The 15,773-nt window shown below is 71.6% G+C and carries 16 protein-coding genes; 10 read left to right on the top strand and 6 right to left on the bottom strand.

The genetic code is table 11. The annotated features are described in order from the left end of the window. Window positions 1–6 precede the first annotated feature (6 nt). The 4 genes from AB0C38_RS38570 to AB0C38_RS38555 are packed head-to-tail and all read right to left on the bottom strand — an operon-like array spanning window position 7 to window position 3,226. A complete protein-coding gene (locus tag AB0C38_RS38570) occupies window positions 7–861 on the bottom strand; it encodes an amino acid ABC transporter permease (protein WP_360682738.1) in 855 nt (284 codons plus the stop codon). After that, a complete protein-coding gene (locus AB0C38_RS38565) occupies window positions 858–1,502 on the bottom strand; it encodes an amino acid ABC transporter permease (RefSeq protein WP_360682736.1) in 645 nt (214 codons plus the stop codon). Before AB0C38_RS38565 ends, AB0C38_RS38570 begins: the two co-directional genes overlap by 4 nt. A gap of 12 nt (window positions 1,503–1,514) precedes the next feature. Further along, window positions 1,515–2,456: a transporter substrate-binding domain-containing protein gene (locus tag AB0C38_RS38560; RefSeq protein ID WP_360682734.1), complete on the bottom strand. Its 942-nt coding sequence runs from the start codon at window positions 2,454–2,456 to the stop codon at window positions 1,515–1,517. 32 nt (window positions 2,457–2,488) lie between these two features. Then, window positions 2,489–3,226 (bottom strand): amino acid ABC transporter ATP-binding protein, encoded by a 738-nt coding sequence (locus AB0C38_RS38555; RefSeq protein WP_360682732.1) that lies wholly within the window; start codon window positions 3,224–3,226, stop codon window positions 2,489–2,491. 145 nt (window positions 3,227–3,371) lie between these two features. On the opposite strand from AB0C38_RS38555, the gene AB0C38_RS38550 reads away from it, so the two are divergent. The 8 genes from AB0C38_RS38550 (at window position 3,372) to proC (ending at window position 11,436) form a co-directional block, all read left to right on the top strand. Next, on the top strand, window positions 3,372–4,202 hold the full coding sequence (locus AB0C38_RS38550; protein WP_360682730.1) for an alpha/beta hydrolase: 831 nt from the start codon (window positions 3,372–3,374) through the stop codon (window positions 4,200–4,202). Window positions 4,203–4,228: 26 nt separating this feature from the next. After that, window positions 4,229–5,143, top strand: a complete 915-nt coding sequence (locus tag AB0C38_RS38545) for a MurR/RpiR family transcriptional regulator (protein WP_360682728.1) — start codon at window positions 4,229–4,231, stop codon at window positions 5,141–5,143. A gap of 158 nt (window positions 5,144–5,301) precedes the next feature. Beyond that, window positions 5,302–6,501: a DUF4149 domain-containing protein gene (locus AB0C38_RS38540; RefSeq protein ID WP_360682726.1), complete on the top strand. Its 1,200-nt coding sequence runs from the start codon at window positions 5,302–5,304 to the stop codon at window positions 6,499–6,501. A 29-nt stretch (window positions 6,502–6,530) separates the two neighbouring features. Then, a complete protein-coding gene (locus tag AB0C38_RS38535) occupies window positions 6,531–7,373 on the top strand; it encodes a PHB depolymerase family esterase (RefSeq protein ID WP_360682724.1) in 843 nt (280 codons plus the stop codon). Then, window positions 7,370–8,776, top strand: a complete 1,407-nt coding sequence (locus AB0C38_RS38530; protein ID WP_360682722.1) for a serine hydrolase — start codon at window positions 7,370–7,372, stop codon at window positions 8,774–8,776. The genes AB0C38_RS38535 and AB0C38_RS38530 overlap by 4 nt, the downstream gene beginning before the upstream one ends. Continuing rightward, on the top strand, window positions 8,769–9,695 hold the full coding sequence (locus AB0C38_RS38525; protein WP_360682720.1) for a pyridoxal-phosphate dependent enzyme: 927 nt from the start codon (window positions 8,769–8,771) through the stop codon (window positions 9,693–9,695). Before AB0C38_RS38530 ends, AB0C38_RS38525 begins: the two co-directional genes overlap by 8 nt. Next, window positions 9,692–10,666 (top strand): proline racemase family protein, encoded by a 975-nt coding sequence (locus tag AB0C38_RS38520; RefSeq protein WP_360682719.1) that lies wholly within the window; start codon window positions 9,692–9,694, stop codon window positions 10,664–10,666. Before AB0C38_RS38525 ends, AB0C38_RS38520 begins: the two co-directional genes overlap by 4 nt. Further along, a complete protein-coding gene (gene proC / locus AB0C38_RS38515; protein WP_360682718.1) occupies window positions 10,663–11,436 on the top strand; it encodes a pyrroline-5-carboxylate reductase in 774 nt (257 codons plus the stop codon). The genes AB0C38_RS38520 and proC overlap by 4 nt, the downstream gene beginning before the upstream one ends. 202 nt (window positions 11,437–11,638) lie before the next feature. On the opposite strand, the gene AB0C38_RS38510 is transcribed toward proC, so the two are convergent. Together AB0C38_RS38510 and AB0C38_RS38505 are read right to left on the bottom strand one after the other, a co-directional pair. Further along, complete coding sequence (locus AB0C38_RS38510; RefSeq protein WP_360682717.1) at window positions 11,639–12,526, bottom strand: MurR/RpiR family transcriptional regulator; 888 nt, start codon at window positions 12,524–12,526, stop codon at window positions 11,639–11,641. Beyond that, window positions 12,523–13,536 carry an NAD-dependent epimerase/dehydratase family protein gene (locus AB0C38_RS38505; RefSeq protein ID WP_360682716.1) on the bottom strand — a complete coding sequence of 338 codons (1,014 nt, stop codon included), beginning with the start codon at window positions 13,534–13,536 and terminating at the stop codon, window positions 12,523–12,525. The genes AB0C38_RS38510 and AB0C38_RS38505 overlap by 4 nt, the downstream gene beginning before the upstream one ends. A gap of 65 nt (window positions 13,537–13,601) precedes the next feature. On the opposite strand from AB0C38_RS38505, the gene AB0C38_RS38500 reads away from it, so the two are divergent. Both AB0C38_RS38500 and AB0C38_RS38495 read left to right on the top strand, forming a co-directional pair. Then, entirely contained in the window at window positions 13,602–14,159 is a 558-nt protein-coding gene (locus AB0C38_RS38500; protein WP_360682715.1) for a helix-turn-helix domain-containing protein, read from the top strand. Between the two features lie 106 nt (window positions 14,160–14,265). Next, a complete protein-coding gene (locus AB0C38_RS38495; protein WP_360682714.1) occupies window positions 14,266–15,771 on the top strand; it encodes an MFS transporter in 1,506 nt (501 codons plus the stop codon). Window positions 15,772–15,773 lie beyond the last annotated feature (2 nt).

Below are 15,773 nucleotides of genomic sequence, written 5' to 3'. Positions count from 1 at the left end.
AACTACTCACGCAACGCTTTCGAGCTCGGGCGCCGGGGAGTCCACCTTGGCCACCCGGGCCCGGCGGCGCCGCCGCGGCGGGCGGTCCAGCAGCTCCGCGATCCGCGACAACCCGAAGTTGATCACGATGTAGAACGCCGCCGTCAACGCGTACGCCTGGATGAAGTTCGCGTTGTACTCGCCGAGCACCTGCCCGTTGCGCAGCAGCTCCGGGTAGCTCACGACGTACCCGAGGCTCGACTCCTTGAGCGTCCGGATCACCTGCGTCACCAGCGCCGGCCGCAGCGCGCGGAACACCTGGGGCAGGATCACCAGGCGCAGGGCCTGGCCGCGCCGGAGGCCGATCGCCGCCGCCGCGTCGAACTGGCCGCGGTCCAGGGAGTTCACGCCCGCGCGGACGATCTCCGCGAACACCGAGCCCGCGTGCAGCACGATCGGGATCGACAGGACCCAGAACGGCGGCAGGTTCCAGCCGAACGCCGGCAGGCCGATCAGGAAGAAGTACACCAGCAGGATCAGCGGGATCGCCCGGAACAGCTCGATCGCCGCCGCGGCCGGCACCGACAGCCAGCGGCGCGGCGAAAGCCGGCCGAGGCCGAACACCGTGCCGAACAGCAGGGACATCGCCGCGCACGACAGGCCGATCCGCAGCGTCATGCCCAGGCCGTCGAGCAGGTAGCGGATGTTGGGCCACGACGCCAGCGGCGACCACAGCCGGCTCGAAAGCTGGCCGACGTGGTCGAGCTGGACGAAGATCGCGACCAGCAGGCCCACGACGACGACCGAGGCGACGATCGTCGCGATGCGCAGCCGCGCCTTGCCGCGTGGGCCGAGCTCGTCGAACAACACGGTGGTCTTCATCGGCGGATCCGGACCTTCCGTTCGATGACCCCGGTCAGCTGGCCCGCGGTGAGCGTGATCAGCAGGTAGCCGATCGCCGCCGCGATGAAGCTCGGGATGGGCTGGGCGTGGTCGAGGTTGAACTGCCGCGCGGAGCCGGTGAGCTCCTGCACGCCGACGGCCGCACCGAGCGCCGACGCGAGGCAGACGTTGATGAAGATGGAACCCAGGGGCTGGGCCATGGACCGGAACGCCTGCGGCAGCACGACCTGCCGCAGGACGCCGGCGAAGGTCAGCCCGAGCGCGCGGGCCGCTTCGATCTGCCCGGTGGGGACGGCCGCGACGCCCGAGCGGACCGTTTCGCAGACGTACGCACCGAAGTACAGCCCCAGGCCGAGGACGACCGAGCCGAACAACGGCACGGTCGCCCCGACGTAGGGCAGCCCGAACACCACCATGACCAGGACGAGCAGCAACGGCGAGTTGCGCAGGCACTGGACGTAGAACCCGGCCACCGCCCGCAGCGGGCCGACCGGGCCGACCCGGCAGACGCCGAGCACGGTCCCGATCAGCACGGCCAGCGGGAAGGCGAGCACGGCCAGCTCGAGGGTCACCAGCAGACCGGTGAGCAGCTCACCGATGTGATCGAACAGGACGGACATGGCGGTGGCCTCTCAGGAACCGGGCACGGAACCGATCTGCGGCGGCTGCGGGGCGGGCGTCTTGATGAGCTTGCCGACGGTGGCCTGCCAGAGCTTGGTCCAGGTGCCGTCGGCCTCGATCGCCTTCAGGAACCCGTTGACGACGTCCCGGAACGCCGGGTCGTCCTTCGGGAGGCCGATGCCGAACGGGTTCGTCCCGAACGTCGCGTCCAGCAGCTTGACGTCGTTCTTCGTGGCGACCACGCCGTAGAGCGACGCGTTGTTGAGCGTCATCGCCTCGGCGCGCCCCTGCTCGACGGCGGCGACGCACTGCGCGGCGGTGTCGAACAGGACCGGCTGCGCGGTCGGGACCGCCTTCAGGAGCGCGTCCTTCGCGGCACCGGACTCGGTGGCCACCTTCTTGCCGGCGAGGTCGTTCGCCTGCGTGATGCCGGTGTCCGACGTCTTCACGACGATGCCGCTGGCCGCCATGTAGTAGGGCCCGGCGAAGTTGACGAGCTTCGCGCGGTCCTCCGTGATGGTGTAGGTCTGGATGGCCGTGTCGATGGTGTGGTTGCCCAGCAACGCTTCCCGGGTGTCGGAGCCACCGCTCTGCAGGCGGGCGTTGGGCTTGCCGATCAGGTACTTCGCCAGCAGCTGGGCGATCCCGGCGTCGAACCCGGACAGCTTGCCGGTGGCCGGGTCGAGCTGGGAGAAGCCGATCGTGTTGCGGCTGCCCGCGAACGACAGCTCGCCCTTCTGGCGGATCTTGTCCAGCATCGGCGTGCTGGGCAGGTTCTGCCCGACCGGACCGGCGTCCACCACGGACGTCTGGTCGATCTGGCCGGCGATCTCCGCGCCGGCCGGCTTGGGGGCGGCGCCGGGGGCCTGGTTGGGGGCGCTGCCGCACGCGGTCAGGGCCGCCAGCAGGGCGGTGGTGACCACCGCGGTGCCTGCCGTGGTGCGCATTCTCATGGTCGCTCCTGGATCTTGCTTCGTCGCACGGATCAGTGCTGGAGAACTTTGGACAGGAAGTCCCGCGCCCGGGCGGTGCCGGTGCGGTCGAAGAACTCTTCGGGCGTGCCCTGCTCGGCGATCCGGCCGTCGCTCATGAACACGACGCGGTTGGCAGCCTTGCGGGCGAAGCCCATTTCGTGGGTGACGACGACCATCGTGGTGCCGTCGGCGGCGAGCGCGGTCATCACGTCGAGGACCTCGTGCACCATTTCGGGGTCCAGCGCGCTGGTCGGTTCGTCGAACAGCAGGAGCTTGGGACTCATCGCCAGTGCGCGGGCGATCGCGACGCGCTGCTGCTGCCCGCCGGAGAGCTCGGCGGGCCGTTTGTCGGCCTGGTCGCCGACGCCGACCCGGTCGAGCAGGCGCCGCGCTTCGGTTTCGGCTTCGCGCTTGGGCAACCCGCGGACCTGGATCGGGCCGAGGGTGACGTTGTCGAGGATGGTGCGGTGGGCGAAGAGGTTGAACGACTGGAAGACCATCCCCACGTCGGCCCGCAGCTGCGCGAGCCGGCGGCCCTCGGCGGGCAGGGGCTCCCCGTCGAGGGTGATGGTCCCCGAGTTGATCTGTTCGAGGCGGTTGATGCACCGGCAAAGGGTCGACTTCCCCGAGCCGGACGGCCCGACGACGACGACCACTTCACCGTGGTGGATGTCGAGATCGACGTCGTGCAGGACTTCGACGTCACCGAAGCTCTTGCACAGTCCGCGGATGCTCACCAGCGGGGTCATCGGCTTCCTCCAAGATTTGGAAGCGTTCGCTACATTTAACGAGATGTTGTAGCATCAGCTACCGATAAGATAGACCGTGCTACCGATATGTCAACACCTGTCGTAGTCGCTACACCCCCGTCGTAACCCCAGCCGAGGAGCAGCCATGTCGAGTCCGCGCCCGAGTGCCGACGCGCGCGTCCTGGATCCGGTCGAGTACTACCACTCGGGCCCGACCGCCTTCTTCGCTTCGCAGCGGGACCAGCGCTTCTCGTACTGTCTTTACGTTCCCGGCGTCCACCGCACGACGACGGCACCGCTGCCGCTGACCGTCGTGGTCCACGGGACGCAGCGGATGGCCGAGCGCTACCGCGACGCCTACCGCGGCTTCGCCGAAGAGAACGAGACGGTCGTGCTCGCGCCGCTCTTCCCGGCCGGCATCGGCGAACCGGGCGACCTGCACGGCTTCAAGCGCCTCAGCTTCCGCGGCGTCCGGTTCGACCGGGTGCTGCTCGACATCGTCGACGAGGTGGCGCAGCGGTACCGGGTCGACGGGACGCGGTTCGCGCTCCACGGCTTCTCCGGCGGCGGCCAGTTCGTCCACCGCTTCGCCTACCTGCACGCGCGCCGGCTGTCCGCGCTGTCGATCGGCGCGCCGGGCCGCGTCACCCGGATCGACCCGCGGGTGCCGTGGTGGCCGGGCACGGCCGACCTGCGCGAGCGGTTCGGCACCGACCTGGACCTCGACGCGCTGCGGGCGGTGCCGGTGCAGATGATCGTCGGCGCGGAGGACACCGAGACGTGGGAGATCGCCGAGCCCGGCGTCGACGCCGGTGGGGACACGCGGGTCGAACGGCTGACCTCGTTGCGGGACAACTTCGAAGCACACGGCGTCGGCGTGCGCTTCGACGTCGTGCCCGGGCTCGCGCACCGGGGCCTGCAGCTGCAGCCGGTCGTCCAGGACTTCTTCGCGGGCGTGCTCGCCGGCCGGTCGTGACCGCCGGTGCCCACTACGATGCGGCGATGCCGAGGGGAGAGCAGATGACCGACGGCGAGGACTTGTCGCTGAGCGCCCGCATCAACCGCAACCTGGCCGGGATGTCCCGGGCGGAGCGGATCGTGGCCGAGTACCTGCGCGACCACGGCCGGCGCGCGATCTTCGCGACCGCCGAGCAGATCGGCAGCGTGACCAAGACCAGTGACGCGACCGTCGTCCGCACGGCGAAGTCCCTCGGCTTCAGTGGGCTGCTCGACCTGCGGCGCACCCTCGCCCAGGAGGTCGTGGTCGCGACCAGCCCGGTGCGGCAGTTCCACGACGAGCGGGAGAACGGCGGTTCGGCGGTCGCCCGGGTGTTCACCGAGGCCGTCGAACGGCTCGAGGCGACCTGGCGGCTGGTCGAGGACGACGAGTTCGCCGCCGCGGTCGGCCTGCTCGACGAAGCGCGCGAGGTGCTCGCCTTCGGGCTCGGCGGGTCCGGGCTGCTCGCCCGCTACCTCGCCCTGCGGCTGACCCGCATGGGCCGGCGCGCCCGCGCGAGCTGGGCCACCGGGTTCCAGCTCGCCGACGACCTGCTGGGCCTGCGCGCCGACGACGTCGTCGTGCTCTACACCCCGGCCCGCCTGCTGGCCGAGATCGAGGTCGTGCTCGACCACGCACACGCCGTGGGCGCCCGGGTGCTGCTGGTCTCCAGCTCGCTGGGGGCGCAGTTCGCCGACCGCGTGGACGTCACGCTCGCCGCGCCGCAGTCGACGAGCAACTTCACCGGGGAGATGCTCAGCGCCGAGGTGCTGACCGACGCCTTGTTGCTGCAGCTGGGTTCCGGCGACGAGGTCCGCGCAACTCGGGCCTCGGAGCTGCTCACGTCGCTGCGCTCGGAGCTGGTCCAGGGCGACGAGCGTTCGGCCGTCCCCAAGCGGCGGCGCAAGAAGCGGGCCTGAAGCGGATTTCCGCACACCGCAAGGCGTTGCCGTGCGGTGGTTCCGTGCTGTCCACAGTGGACTGCGGGGCCGGATTGTAGTGGAAACTTCGTACTTCACTTTCCGGAAGTGTCAGCTACACTCGGGTCACCCCAGTTCCCGCCGAGGAGACCGCCGTGATGTCGTTCCTGCTCGCGCAAGTCCCGGCCGCCGTCGCCAATCCCACCCCCGCGTTGTGGCGGATCGTCACGAAGATGGCCTACTTCGCCGGCCTCATCGGGACGATCGGTGCCACGATGCTGCACCTGCTCGTGCTGCGCCCCGTCCTCAAGCGACAGTCGGTCGAGGAGGCGGACCGCACGGTGCTGCACCGCCGGACGAGCCTGCTGCTCGCGGTCGCCGGCAGCTGGTTCCTCGTCGCGCTGTACTTCCAGATCGCGGGCAAGGCCGCCCGCGTCAAGGGCGTCGAAATCCCGTACGGCCAGGCCTTGCAGCCGGGCAGCATCTGGAAGTACGTCACGGTGCCCGCCAAGAAGGGGGAGTGGCTCTCGACCGGCGCGCAGACGTTCACCCAGTACCTCCTCTGGGCGGCGTCGGCGATCGTGCTCATGCTGCTGTGGTCGCCGCGGGTGCGCGCGCGCCTGACCGCGGTCGCGCTGACCTCGCTCGTCCTCAACTTCGTCGCCTACCAGGTCACCCTGCTGCCGACCGACTTCTCGAAGGAGACCGCCGACACCCTCGTCGACGGCCTGCTGGACCACACGCACGTCTCCGCCGTCTCCACCTGGGTCGGCGGGATCGCCGCGCTCGTCGTGCTCGCGACGGCCCGCCGCCGGCTCACCCCGCGCGCCGGGGCCACGTGGGCGCAGATCTGGACGCGGTTCAGCACCGTCGCCCTGTGCGCCGTCGGCTGCCTGCTGATCAGCGGCCTCTACCTGGCCTGGAGCCTCGTCGGCAGTCCCGGCGAGCTGCTCACGACCAGCTTCGGCCGGTTCCTGCTGGTCAAGGTCTGCCTGGTGGCCACCATGATCGGCGTCGGCGCGCTGAACGAGTTCCTCCTCATGCCCCGCATCGCGCGGGCCCGCGCCGCGGGCGAGGACGGCTCGGTGTTCCGGCTCGCCCTGCGCGTGTTCCCCGCCCTGGTCGGCGTCGAGGTGGTCCTCGCGGTCGGCGTCCTCTTCGTGCTGTCGTTCCTGACCGGCTCGGCCCGCGTCGAAGCCGGCGAACCCGACCCGACACTCAGCGGCGGCATCGTCGGCATCGGCGTCCTGCTGGCCGTGCTGCTCGCGATTTCCTTCGTGACCACGGCGAAGGTGAGCGAACGGCTTTCCCGCACCACTGTCCCCGCTCCGGCCGCCGAAGCGGTGCCGGAGTACTGAACCCCACCGTCCGAGGAGGACACCTCTCCATGACCGGCACGACCGACCTCGCCTCCGAGCGCGCCCACTTCGTCGGTGGCACGCCCTTCTTCGCCTCGCAGCACGACCAGCGCCTGTTCTACGCGCTGTACGTGCCCAAGGACCACACGCCGGACGCCGAACCGCTGCCGCTCGTGGTCATCCAGCACGGCACCGGGCGGTCGGCCGAGCTCTACCGCGACCGCTGGAAGGAGTTCGCGATCGAGCACCGGTGCGTGATCCTCACCCCGCTGTTCCCGGCGGGCCTGATCGAGAAGGGCGAGCTGCACAGCTTCAAGTTCCTGGAGTACCAAGGGATCCGCTTCGACGAAGAGCTGCTGCACATCGTCGACGAAGCCGCCGCCACGTTCAACGCGCGCGGTGACCGGTTCTACCTCCACGGCTTCTCCGGCGGCGGCCAGTTCGCCCACCGGTTCTTCTACGCGCACCCGGACCGCCTCGCCGGCGTGTCGATCGGCGCCCCGGGCCGGATCACCCAGCTCGACGACAGCCTGCCGTGGTGGCTGGGCACCGGCGGCTTCGAGGAGCGGTTCGGGATCCGCATCGACCTCGACGCGCTGCGCCGGGTGCCGGTGCAGATGGTCGTCGGCGCCGAGGACGTCGAAACCTGGGAGATCATGAACCCCGGCGGCCCGAACTGGATGGACGGCGTGGAGAAGACCGGCGACACCCGCGTCGCGCGGCTGGAGACCTTGCGCGACAACTTCGTCTCGCAGGGGATCCCGGTGCGGTTCGACGTCGTTCCCGGCGTCGCGCACCGGGGCGTCGGGGTGGCGCCGGTGGTGCAGGACTTCCTCGGCGGCCTGCTCGCCGAAGCCTGGAGCACGCGGTGACCGGGGCCGTCGGGTCCCTTTTGGACACGCTCGCCGCGCGGGGCATGCGGGTGCACTCCCTGCTCGTGCACCGGCACGGTGAGCTGGTGCACGACCTGTGGCAGTGGCCGCACGAGCCGGAGCTCAAGCACAAGCTGCACTCGGCCACCAAGAGCTTCACGGCCGCCGCTGTCGGGTTCGCCGAGGCCGAAGGTCTGCTGGAGCTCGAAGACCCGGTCGCCGGCTACTTCCCCGGCAGCGATCTCGACACCCGGATGCGCGTGCGGGACCTGCTGACCATGCGGACCGGCCACGCGCGCGGGCTCTCCGGCGCGACGACCCGCCTGCGCAAGACCGGCTGGGCCGGCGAGTTCCTGGAGGAACCCGTCGTCGACCGGCCCGGCCGCGGTTTCCGTTACAGCAGCACGACCAGCCACGTCCTCTCCGCGATCGTGCAGGAGGTCGCGGGCGAGCCCGTCGACGAGTACCTGCGGCCGCGGCTGTTCGAGCCGCTCGGCATCACCGACTACACGTGGGAACGCGACCCGGCCGGCGTTTCCAGCGGCGGCAACGGGTTGTCGCTGCGCCCGCGCGACCTGCTGAAGTTCGGCGTCCTGCACCTGCGGGACGGCGTTCTGGACGGCCACCGCGTCCTGCCGGCGGGGTGGGTGCGCAAGGCGTCGGGCCTGCACGTGCGGCGCGCGGTGAGCGGGGAGTGGACCGGCAAGGAGCTGCTGCCGCCCGGCCCGGACGCCGTCGCCGACTCCGGGTACGGCTACCAGTTCTGGGTCAGCGAGAACGGCATCTACTCCGCGTCGGGCCTGTTCGGGCAGGAGTGCATGGTGTTCCCGGACCACGGCGGGGTCGTCGTGGTCACCGGCGCGATGCCGGACCCGACCTACCACGACCTGCCGGGCATGCTGCGCGAAGCGTTCTGGCAGGCGTTCTCTTCCGACGACGTCGAATCGCTTTCGCCGTGGGTGGCGCGCGCTCGCGAACCCGAGCCTCTGGAGTCCGTTGTGGACAGTTCGCTGCCGCGGCGGGTGTTCGGCTTCGAGCCCAACGAACAGGGCGTCGAATCGCTGTCCGTCGAGGTCGACGCCGGCATCGTGCGGCTCGGCGTCGAAGACGACCGCGGCACGCACAAGATCGAGCACGGCCTGGGGGAGTGGGTGCAGCAGCGCACGGGCGTCAGCGTCTGGCGGCTGCACCACTCCTACCAGGAGGACGCGGCGCCGGTCCTGGCCGGGGCGCGCTGGGCCGAGCCGGACGTGCTGGAGCTGACCTGGCACTTCCTCGAGGGCCCGTTCATCGACCGGCTGACGCTGCGGTTCGAGGGCGACGACGTCGTCCTGGAGCACCGGGTGAACTGCAATTCGGGCCCCACGGTGCTCCCGGCCGCGAGGGGGACTGCCCGTGCTTGACGACGCCCTTCTCGACCAGGCTTGGGAAGTCGTGTCCCGGCACCTGCCGCCGACCCCGCTCATCCCGTACCCGCAGGCCGGGCTCGACGTCCCGGTGTACCTGAAGTACGACGGTGCCCAGCCGATCGGCGCCTTCAAGATCAGGGGCGCGCTGGCAGCGCTCACGGCGTACGCGGGCAAGCCGGTCGTGACGGCGTCGGCGGGCAACCACGCGCTCGGGATCGCCTACGGTTCCCGGCTGTTGTCGTGCGACGCGACCGTGGTGGTGCCGAAGACGGCCGCCGCCGTGAAGGTCGAGGCGCTGCGGCGCTACCCGATCGACCTCGTCCTGGCGGGCGAGGACTTCGACGGCGCCGAGCGGCACGCGCTCGGGCTGCCCGGCCAGTACGTCTCCGCCTACAACGACCCGCACGTCATCGCGGGGCAGAGCACGCTCCTCACCGAGGTGGCCGGCGTTCTCGAGGACGACTTCACGGTCGTCGTCCCGGCCGGCGCCGGTGGCCTGCTCTCCGGGGTGGCGCTGGGCGCCCGCCGCGCGTCGCAGGACGTCCGCGTGGTCGGCGTGGAAGCCGAGGCGTGCCGCGCTCTGTCGACCGCCGGCGCCGCGGGGCGTGTGGTGCCGGTGGAGATGGGGGAGACCATCGCGGACGGGCTGGCCGGCAACCTGGAACCGGAGTCCCTGACCCCGGGGATCGTGCGGGACTGCGGGGTGACCATGGTCGCCGTCGCGGAGGCGGCGATCCGCCGGTCGGTGCGCGAGCTCGTGACGACCGCCGGACTGGTGGCCGAGGGAGCTTCGGCGACGTCGCTGGCCGCGGTCCGCGACGGGCTCGTGCCGCTGGACCGGCCCGTGGTGCTGGTCGTTTCCGGCCGCAACATCGACCTGGGCCTGCTGACCACGATCCTGGGAGAGCGATGATCACGACGACCGACTACCACACGGCCGGAGAGCCCTTCCGGATCGTCACGGCGGGCGTGCCGGACATCCCGGGTGCGACCGTGCTCGAACGCCGGGCCGCCGCGCAGGCGTCCGAGGAGATCGACGCCGTCCGGCAGCTGCTGGTGCGGGAGCCGCGCGGGCACGCCGACATGTACGGCTGCTTCCTCGTCCCGCCCGACGACGACGGCGCCGAGTTCGGCGTCCTGTTCTGGCACAAGGACGGCTACTCGACGGCGTGCGGGCACGGCACGATCGCACTGGGCGCGTGGGCGGTGCGCACCGGCCGTGTTCCGGCTCCTCGCGACGGTGTCGTCGAGGTCGTCATGGACGTCCCGTCCGGCCGGGTAACGGCGGTGGTGACGTGCGTTTCCGGCGTCGTGCGGGAGGTGGCTTTCCGGAACGTGGACGCGTACGTGATCGGCCGGGACATTCCGGTGGGCTCGGTACACGTCGACGTCAGCTACGGCGGGGCGATCTACGCGTCGGTCCCGGCTTCCGCGGTGGGGCTGACGGTTTCGCCGTCGCACTACACGGAACTGATCGCCGCCGGGCGCGAGATCAAGGGCGCGCTGAACTCGACGTCGTGGGCGGCGCACTCGGACAGCCGCTTGAGCGGGATCTACGGCACGATCTTCTACGACGACCTCGGGGACACGCCTTCGGGACCGCACCAGCGGAGCGTCACGATCTTCGCCGACGGCCAGGTCGACCGGTCGCCGTGCGGTTCGGGGACGTCGGCGCGGCTCGCCTTGCTGGCCGCCGACGGCCGGCTGCCTGCCGGCGCGGTGCTGACCCACGACTCGATCATCGGGACCCGGTTCACCGGCCGGGTCCTCTCCGGCGGCTCCGCGGTCGCCACCGAAGTCTCGGGAAACGCTTACCTGACCGGCGAGTGCACGTTCAGCCTCGACCCGGACGACGAGCTGGGAAGGGGGTTCGTGCTGCGATGAGCACGACCATCGTGGGCGGCGGGAACATGGGGGAGGCCCTGCTGGCGGGGCTGGCTCCGGGCGTCACCGTCGTGGAGCAGAACCCTGCGCGGGCTTCGTATCTGGAGACGCGGTACGGCATTGCGATCGGTTCGCTGGAGTCGGCGGTCGCTTCGGCCGACACTGTGTTCGTGGTCGTGAAGCCGTACCATTTCGCGGCTTTGCTGGATTCGCTGGCTCCGCACGTGCGGCCGGGGCAGCTGATCGTGTCGGCGGTGGGCGGGACGCCCATCGCCCGCATGGAGGCGAGTTTGCCGGACGTGGCGGTGGTGCGGACGATGCCGAACCTCCCGGTCTCGGTGGGAGCGGGCACGATCGCCCTCAGCGGCGGCACCCACACGGTGGCGGCCGACATCGACCGGGTGCGCACGATGCTGGCACCGTTGGGCCGGGTCATCGAGGTACCGGAGTCCCAGCTGGACGCGGTAACGGCACTGTCAGGCGGCGGACCGGCGTACTTCGCGTTGCTGGCGGAGGCGATGATCGACGCGGGAGTGTTGGCAGGCTTGCCGCGGCCGCTGGCGGAGGAGCTGGTCCTGACGACGGCGGAGGGAACGGGCCGGATGCTGGGCGCCCCGGACGCGGACCCGGCGGCGTTGCGAGCGGCGGTGTGCAGTCCCGGAGGGACGACGATCGCGGCGATGCGGGAGCTGGAGGGCCGCGCGTTGCGCGCGGCGGTGATGGCCGCGGTGGTGGCGGCGCGGGACCGGTCGATCGAGATGGGCCGCTGAACCATCGCGCCCCCGCTCTCCTTGGCAGGGCTCCGGCGAAGTCGAGTCTGCGTGGCCGGCTCGAGGATCTGTCCGTGCCCGGAGGCCACCGGTGTGCGGTGTGATCGCGCGCTTGCAGGTCATGAAAGACCCTTTCACCGCGTCCGGCGAGGTGAAAGGGTCTTTCATGACGTCCGGGCCAGCGTGAGCCGCACCAGCCGCGTCAGCTACGGCGCGAGCGCATGTCCCGAGGCGCCAACCGGTCCCGCAACTCAGCCAGCAGCGAGGTGTTCGCCGACACCGCTCCCGGGTCGCGCTTGGCCACCGCCAGCAGCAGGCAGTCCACCACCAAAGTCGTGCTGAGCCCCTCCTGGGTCAACCCCGTCTGAGACCGCACCGCCGGCAGTGTCACGTCCACCTGACTGTCCAAAGTGGCCCCCAGCGAGTCCGTCAGCAGCAGGACCCGCGCGCCGGCCGTGCGGGCGTGGCGGACCGCCGTCGTCATGTCCGGCAGCAGGCGCTCGGGGGCGTTGAGCACGAACACGTCGCCCGGCTCCAAAGGCAGGAGCTCGTCGGCGAGGCGGAACCCCGTCGCCGAGGTGCTGCGGGCCCGGCGGCCCAGCCGCTGGAGGCGCGTCGCGAGGTAACGCATCGGGAGCTCCGCGACGCCGAGGCCGTAGGCGAGCACCTCGCGCGCGCCGGCGAGGAGGTCGACGGCTTGGGTGAAGGCCGGCTCGGTGAGCAGCCGCCGGGTTTCGGTCAGGCGGTCGATCGACTCCGTGAGCAGCTGGTCGAGCTGGGAGGCGGTGTCGTCGCCGGCCTCCTCGACCCGGTGCCGCAGCCGGACGGCCGGCGTGTCGGACACGACGTGCTGCCCCACCGCGCGCTTGAGCTCGGGCAGCCCCGAGTAGCCGAGGGACTTCACCGTGCGGATGACCGTGGCGTCGCTGGTGCCGCTCAGCTGCCCGAGCTCCCCGGCGGTCGACAGCACGATCATCCCGGGGTGCTTCCACAGGTATTCGGCCACCCGCCTCTCGGCGGCCGACAGCTCGCCGATCCGCTGCCCGATCCGCTCGGCCAGCGGGCCCTGACCTTCTTCCTGACCGCTCACCCCGGAAGCGTACCCACGACCCCGTGGTCGAGCAGACTCCTGCCACAGTCGACGACGCTCGTCCGCGCCGGCCGCGGCGACCAGCCCAGCACCGAACGCGCCTTCTCGGTGCTGTGGCGGTTGCGCCGCCCCAGACCCGGCATGATCTCGCGCAGCGAACGGTCGAACAGCGACGCCACCCGCACGGCGATGTCCGGCAGCTGCCGCGTCGGCACCTTGCCGGCCGGGGCGCCCAGGCCTTCGCGCAACGCCAGCGCGATGTCCCGCATCCACAGGAACTCACCCGTCGCCAGGAACCGTTCGCCCGCCGCCGCGGGAGCCGTCATCGCGCGGACGTGGACGTCGGCCAGGTCGCGGACGTCCACCACCTCCAGGCCGATGCGCGGCGTGCCGGGCACCGAGCCCGCGAGCAGCCGGGCGATGATCTGCGTCGAGCCGAGCGTGTCCGCGGACAGGATCGGGCCGAACACCGCGCCCGGCAGGACCGTCGCCAAGGTCATCGAGTCTTCGGAAGCCATGAACTCCCACGCCGCGCGCTCGGCGGCCGTCTTGGACCGGCGGTACGCGGGCAGGCCCGGGGCGTCGAGGTCCGTCCACAGTGTCTCGTCGGTGACGCCGTCGGTGGCGTAGGACGACGGGCTCGCCGTGTTGGCCGCCGACGTCATCACCACCCGCCGCACCCCGGCCGCCGCCGCGGCCCGCAGCACGCGCAGGGTCCCGTCGCGGGCCGGGCCGAGCAGGTCCGCGCCGGCCAGTGGCGACGCCACGTGCAGCACGTACGCGCAGCCCTCGGCGGCTTCCTTCCAGCCGTCGTCGGACGTCAGGTCGGCGACCGCGAACTCCAGCCGGTCCGCCCGCGGCGACACCGACGCCACGGCCCGCCGGACCCGTTCGCCCCGGCTCGCGTCGCGGACTGTGGTGCGCACGTCGTAGCCGTCGTCCAGCAGCCGCGCGACGCACCAGCCCGCGACGTAGCCCGTGCCCCCGGTGACCAGGACCGTGTCGGCCATGACTTCGCCTCCCATTTCGCTAGCCGTTCGGCTAACGAAACCAAGTTAGCAGCTAGTATGGGGTCATGTCGACCCGGGCGGCCCAGGCCGAGAAGACGAGGCAGGCGGTCCTCGACACCGCGCGGAAGCTGTTCGTGGACCACGGGTTCGACGCGACCTCGCTGCAGCAGATCGCCGACGCGATGGGCGTCACCAAGGCCAACGTCTACTACTACTTCCGCACCAAGATCGCGATCCTCGAGGCGCTCCTGGCGCCCACGGTCGAGGCGCTCACCTCCCGCCTCGACGACGCCGAGCGCATCGCCGCCCGCGACGAGCGCGTCGAGCACCTCATCACCACGTGGGTCGACCAGGTGGTGGTGGCCTACCGCACGATCGCGCCGATGAGCAGGCACGACCCGATCGTGCGCCGGCACGAGAAGATCGCCCGCGAGCTGGACGACCTGGCCGGACGCGGGCTGCGCCTGATGTTCGGCCCGGCGCCGACGGTCGGCCAGCAGGCCGCCTACTGGCTGATCAGCGACCTCGGCGTGGTGAACCGCCGGCTGGACCACCTGAGCGACGACGAGCTGCGCGCCACCCTGCTCCGGCTGTGCCGGGGCGTGGTCCGCGACGCGGGCTGAGCGCAACCCACGGCGGTCCAGGGAACTGAGACAGGACCCGGGCGTGAGTCTCGGTACCCGGACGTAGCGTCGGGGGGACCAGTGCCCCGGACGAGGAGCGAGGTGCATGCGCGCGGAGCTCGATGCCGCCGACGAGGCGATGCTGTCGACCGGCCGCCGCGCGTGGACGGTGGGCGTGATGTGCACGGCCGTCGGCCTGGTGATCGCCATGGTGACGATCGTGAACGCCGCGCTACCCGCCCTGGCCGCCGACACCGGCGCGACCCAGGCCGGACAGACCTGGGTCGTCGACGTCTACACGCTGGTCTTGGCCGCACTGGTGCTGCCGGCCGGCGCGCTGGGGGACCGGTACGGCCGCCGCGGCGTGCTCGTCGCCGGTTTGGTGGTGTTCGCGGCCGGGTGCGCCGCGCCGGTGTTCCTCGACACGACGGCGTGGATCATCGCGGCCCGGGCCGTCACCGGGCTCGGCGCGGCGATGATCATGCCGGCCACACTCTCGATCATCAACGCGAGCTTCCCGCCGGAGCGGCGCGGCCGGGCCATCGGGATCTGGGCCGCGGTGGCCGGCGTCGGCGGGCTCGGCGGGCTGGTGCTCGCCGGGGTGCTGCTGCAGCACTTCTCGTGGCATTCGGTGTTCCTCGGGCCGGCGGTGCTGTCCGTGGTCCTGGTGGCCGCGAGCCTGACGGTGCCGACGTCGCGCGACGGCCGCCCGCACGCGTTCGACGTCGCCGGCGCGGTGCTCAGCGCCCTGGCGATCGGCGGGGTGGTGTTCGGCATCCTGCGCGTCGCCGATCTGGGCTGGGGCAACGGGATCGTGCTCGGGTCCGTCGCGGGCGGGCTGGTGCTGGCCGCGCTGTTCGTCGCCTACGAGCTGCGGCGCGCGTCCCCGCTGCTGGACGTCCGGCTGTTCGGCAACGCGGCTTTCGCGGCCGGCTCGGTTTCGGTGACCGTGCAGTTCACCGCGGCGTTCGGGATGTTCTACGCGCTGGCGCAGTACCTGCAGCTGGTGCAGGGGTATTCGGCGTTGGAGTCGGGCCTGGCGCTGTGGCCCGTTGCGGTGTCGCTGTTCCCGCTGTCGCTGGCTTCGGCGCCGCTGGTCCGCCGGTTCGGGCTGCGCGCGGTGACGTGCGCCGGGCTCGCGGTCGTCGTCCTCGGCATGGTCCTCATCGGACAGCTGGACGCCGGAAGCGGTTACGGCGCCTTGGCGATCGCGGTGTGCGTGCTGGGCGCGGGGATCGGCGTGACGGCTCCGGCGGCGACCAGCGCGATCCTCGACAACGTGCCGCCGTCGCAGTACGGCGTGGCGTCGGCGGTCAACGACGCGACGCGCGAAGTCGGTGCGGCGCTGGGGATCGCGCTCGTGGGCAGCGTGCTGTCCGCCGGCTACACGGATTCTGTCCGCTCTGCGACGGCATTGCTGGCGCCGCCCGCGCGTGAGGCGGCGGCAGGTTCGCTGGCGGGCGCGCTCGCGGTGGCGGCGGGTCCGGGCGGGGCGGAGCTGGCGGCGTCCGCGCGGGCGGCTTTCGCGCACGGCATGGGGATCAGCATGCTGGCGCTGGCGGCCGTCGTGGTGGCCGGCATCGCCGCGGCCGCGGTGCTGGTCCGGCGGTAGCC

It is taken from the genome of Amycolatopsis sp. NPDC048633 (genome assembly GCF_040650695.1).
Classification (GTDB): domain Bacteria; phylum Actinomycetota; class Actinomycetes; order Mycobacteriales; family Pseudonocardiaceae; genus Amycolatopsis.
This window is presented reverse-complemented; position numbering and strand designations above follow the sequence as displayed.

Coding starts and splice junctions, on each gene's coding strand:
- AB0C38_RS38520 (WP_360682719.1), top strand. CDS start 9,692: ATGATCACGACGACCGACTACCACACGGCCGGAGAGCCCTTCCGGATC.
- AB0C38_RS38495 (WP_360682714.1), top strand. CDS start 14,266: ATGCGCGCGGAGCTCGATGCCGCCGACGAGGCGATGCTGTCGACCGGC.
- AB0C38_RS38560 (WP_360682734.1), bottom strand. CDS start 2,456: ATGAGAATGCGCACCACGGCAGGCACCGCGGTGGTCACCACCGCCCTG.
- AB0C38_RS38500 (WP_360682715.1), top strand. CDS start 13,602: ATGTCGACCCGGGCGGCCCAGGCCGAGAAGACGAGGCAGGCGGTCCTC.
- AB0C38_RS38545 (WP_360682728.1), top strand. CDS start 4,229: ATGCCGAGGGGAGAGCAGATGACCGACGGCGAGGACTTGTCGCTGAGC.
- AB0C38_RS38570 (WP_360682738.1), bottom strand. CDS start 861: ATGAAGACCACCGTGTTGTTCGACGAGCTCGGCCCACGCGGCAAGGCG.
- AB0C38_RS38540 (WP_360682726.1), top strand. CDS start 5,302: ATGTCGTTCCTGCTCGCGCAAGTCCCGGCCGCCGTCGCCAATCCCACC.
- AB0C38_RS38550 (WP_360682730.1), top strand. CDS start 3,372: ATGTCGAGTCCGCGCCCGAGTGCCGACGCGCGCGTCCTGGATCCGGTC.
- proC (WP_360682718.1), top strand. CDS start 10,663: ATGAGCACGACCATCGTGGGCGGCGGGAACATGGGGGAGGCCCTGCTG.
- AB0C38_RS38535 (WP_360682724.1), top strand. CDS start 6,531: ATGACCGGCACGACCGACCTCGCCTCCGAGCGCGCCCACTTCGTCGGT.
- AB0C38_RS38565 (WP_360682736.1), bottom strand. CDS start 1,502: ATGTCCGTCCTGTTCGATCACATCGGTGAGCTGCTCACCGGTCTGCTG.
- AB0C38_RS38505 (WP_360682716.1), bottom strand. CDS start 13,536: ATGGCCGACACGGTCCTGGTCACCGGGGGCACGGGCTACGTCGCGGGC.
- AB0C38_RS38555 (WP_360682732.1), bottom strand. CDS start 3,226: ATGACCCCGCTGGTGAGCATCCGCGGACTGTGCAAGAGCTTCGGTGAC.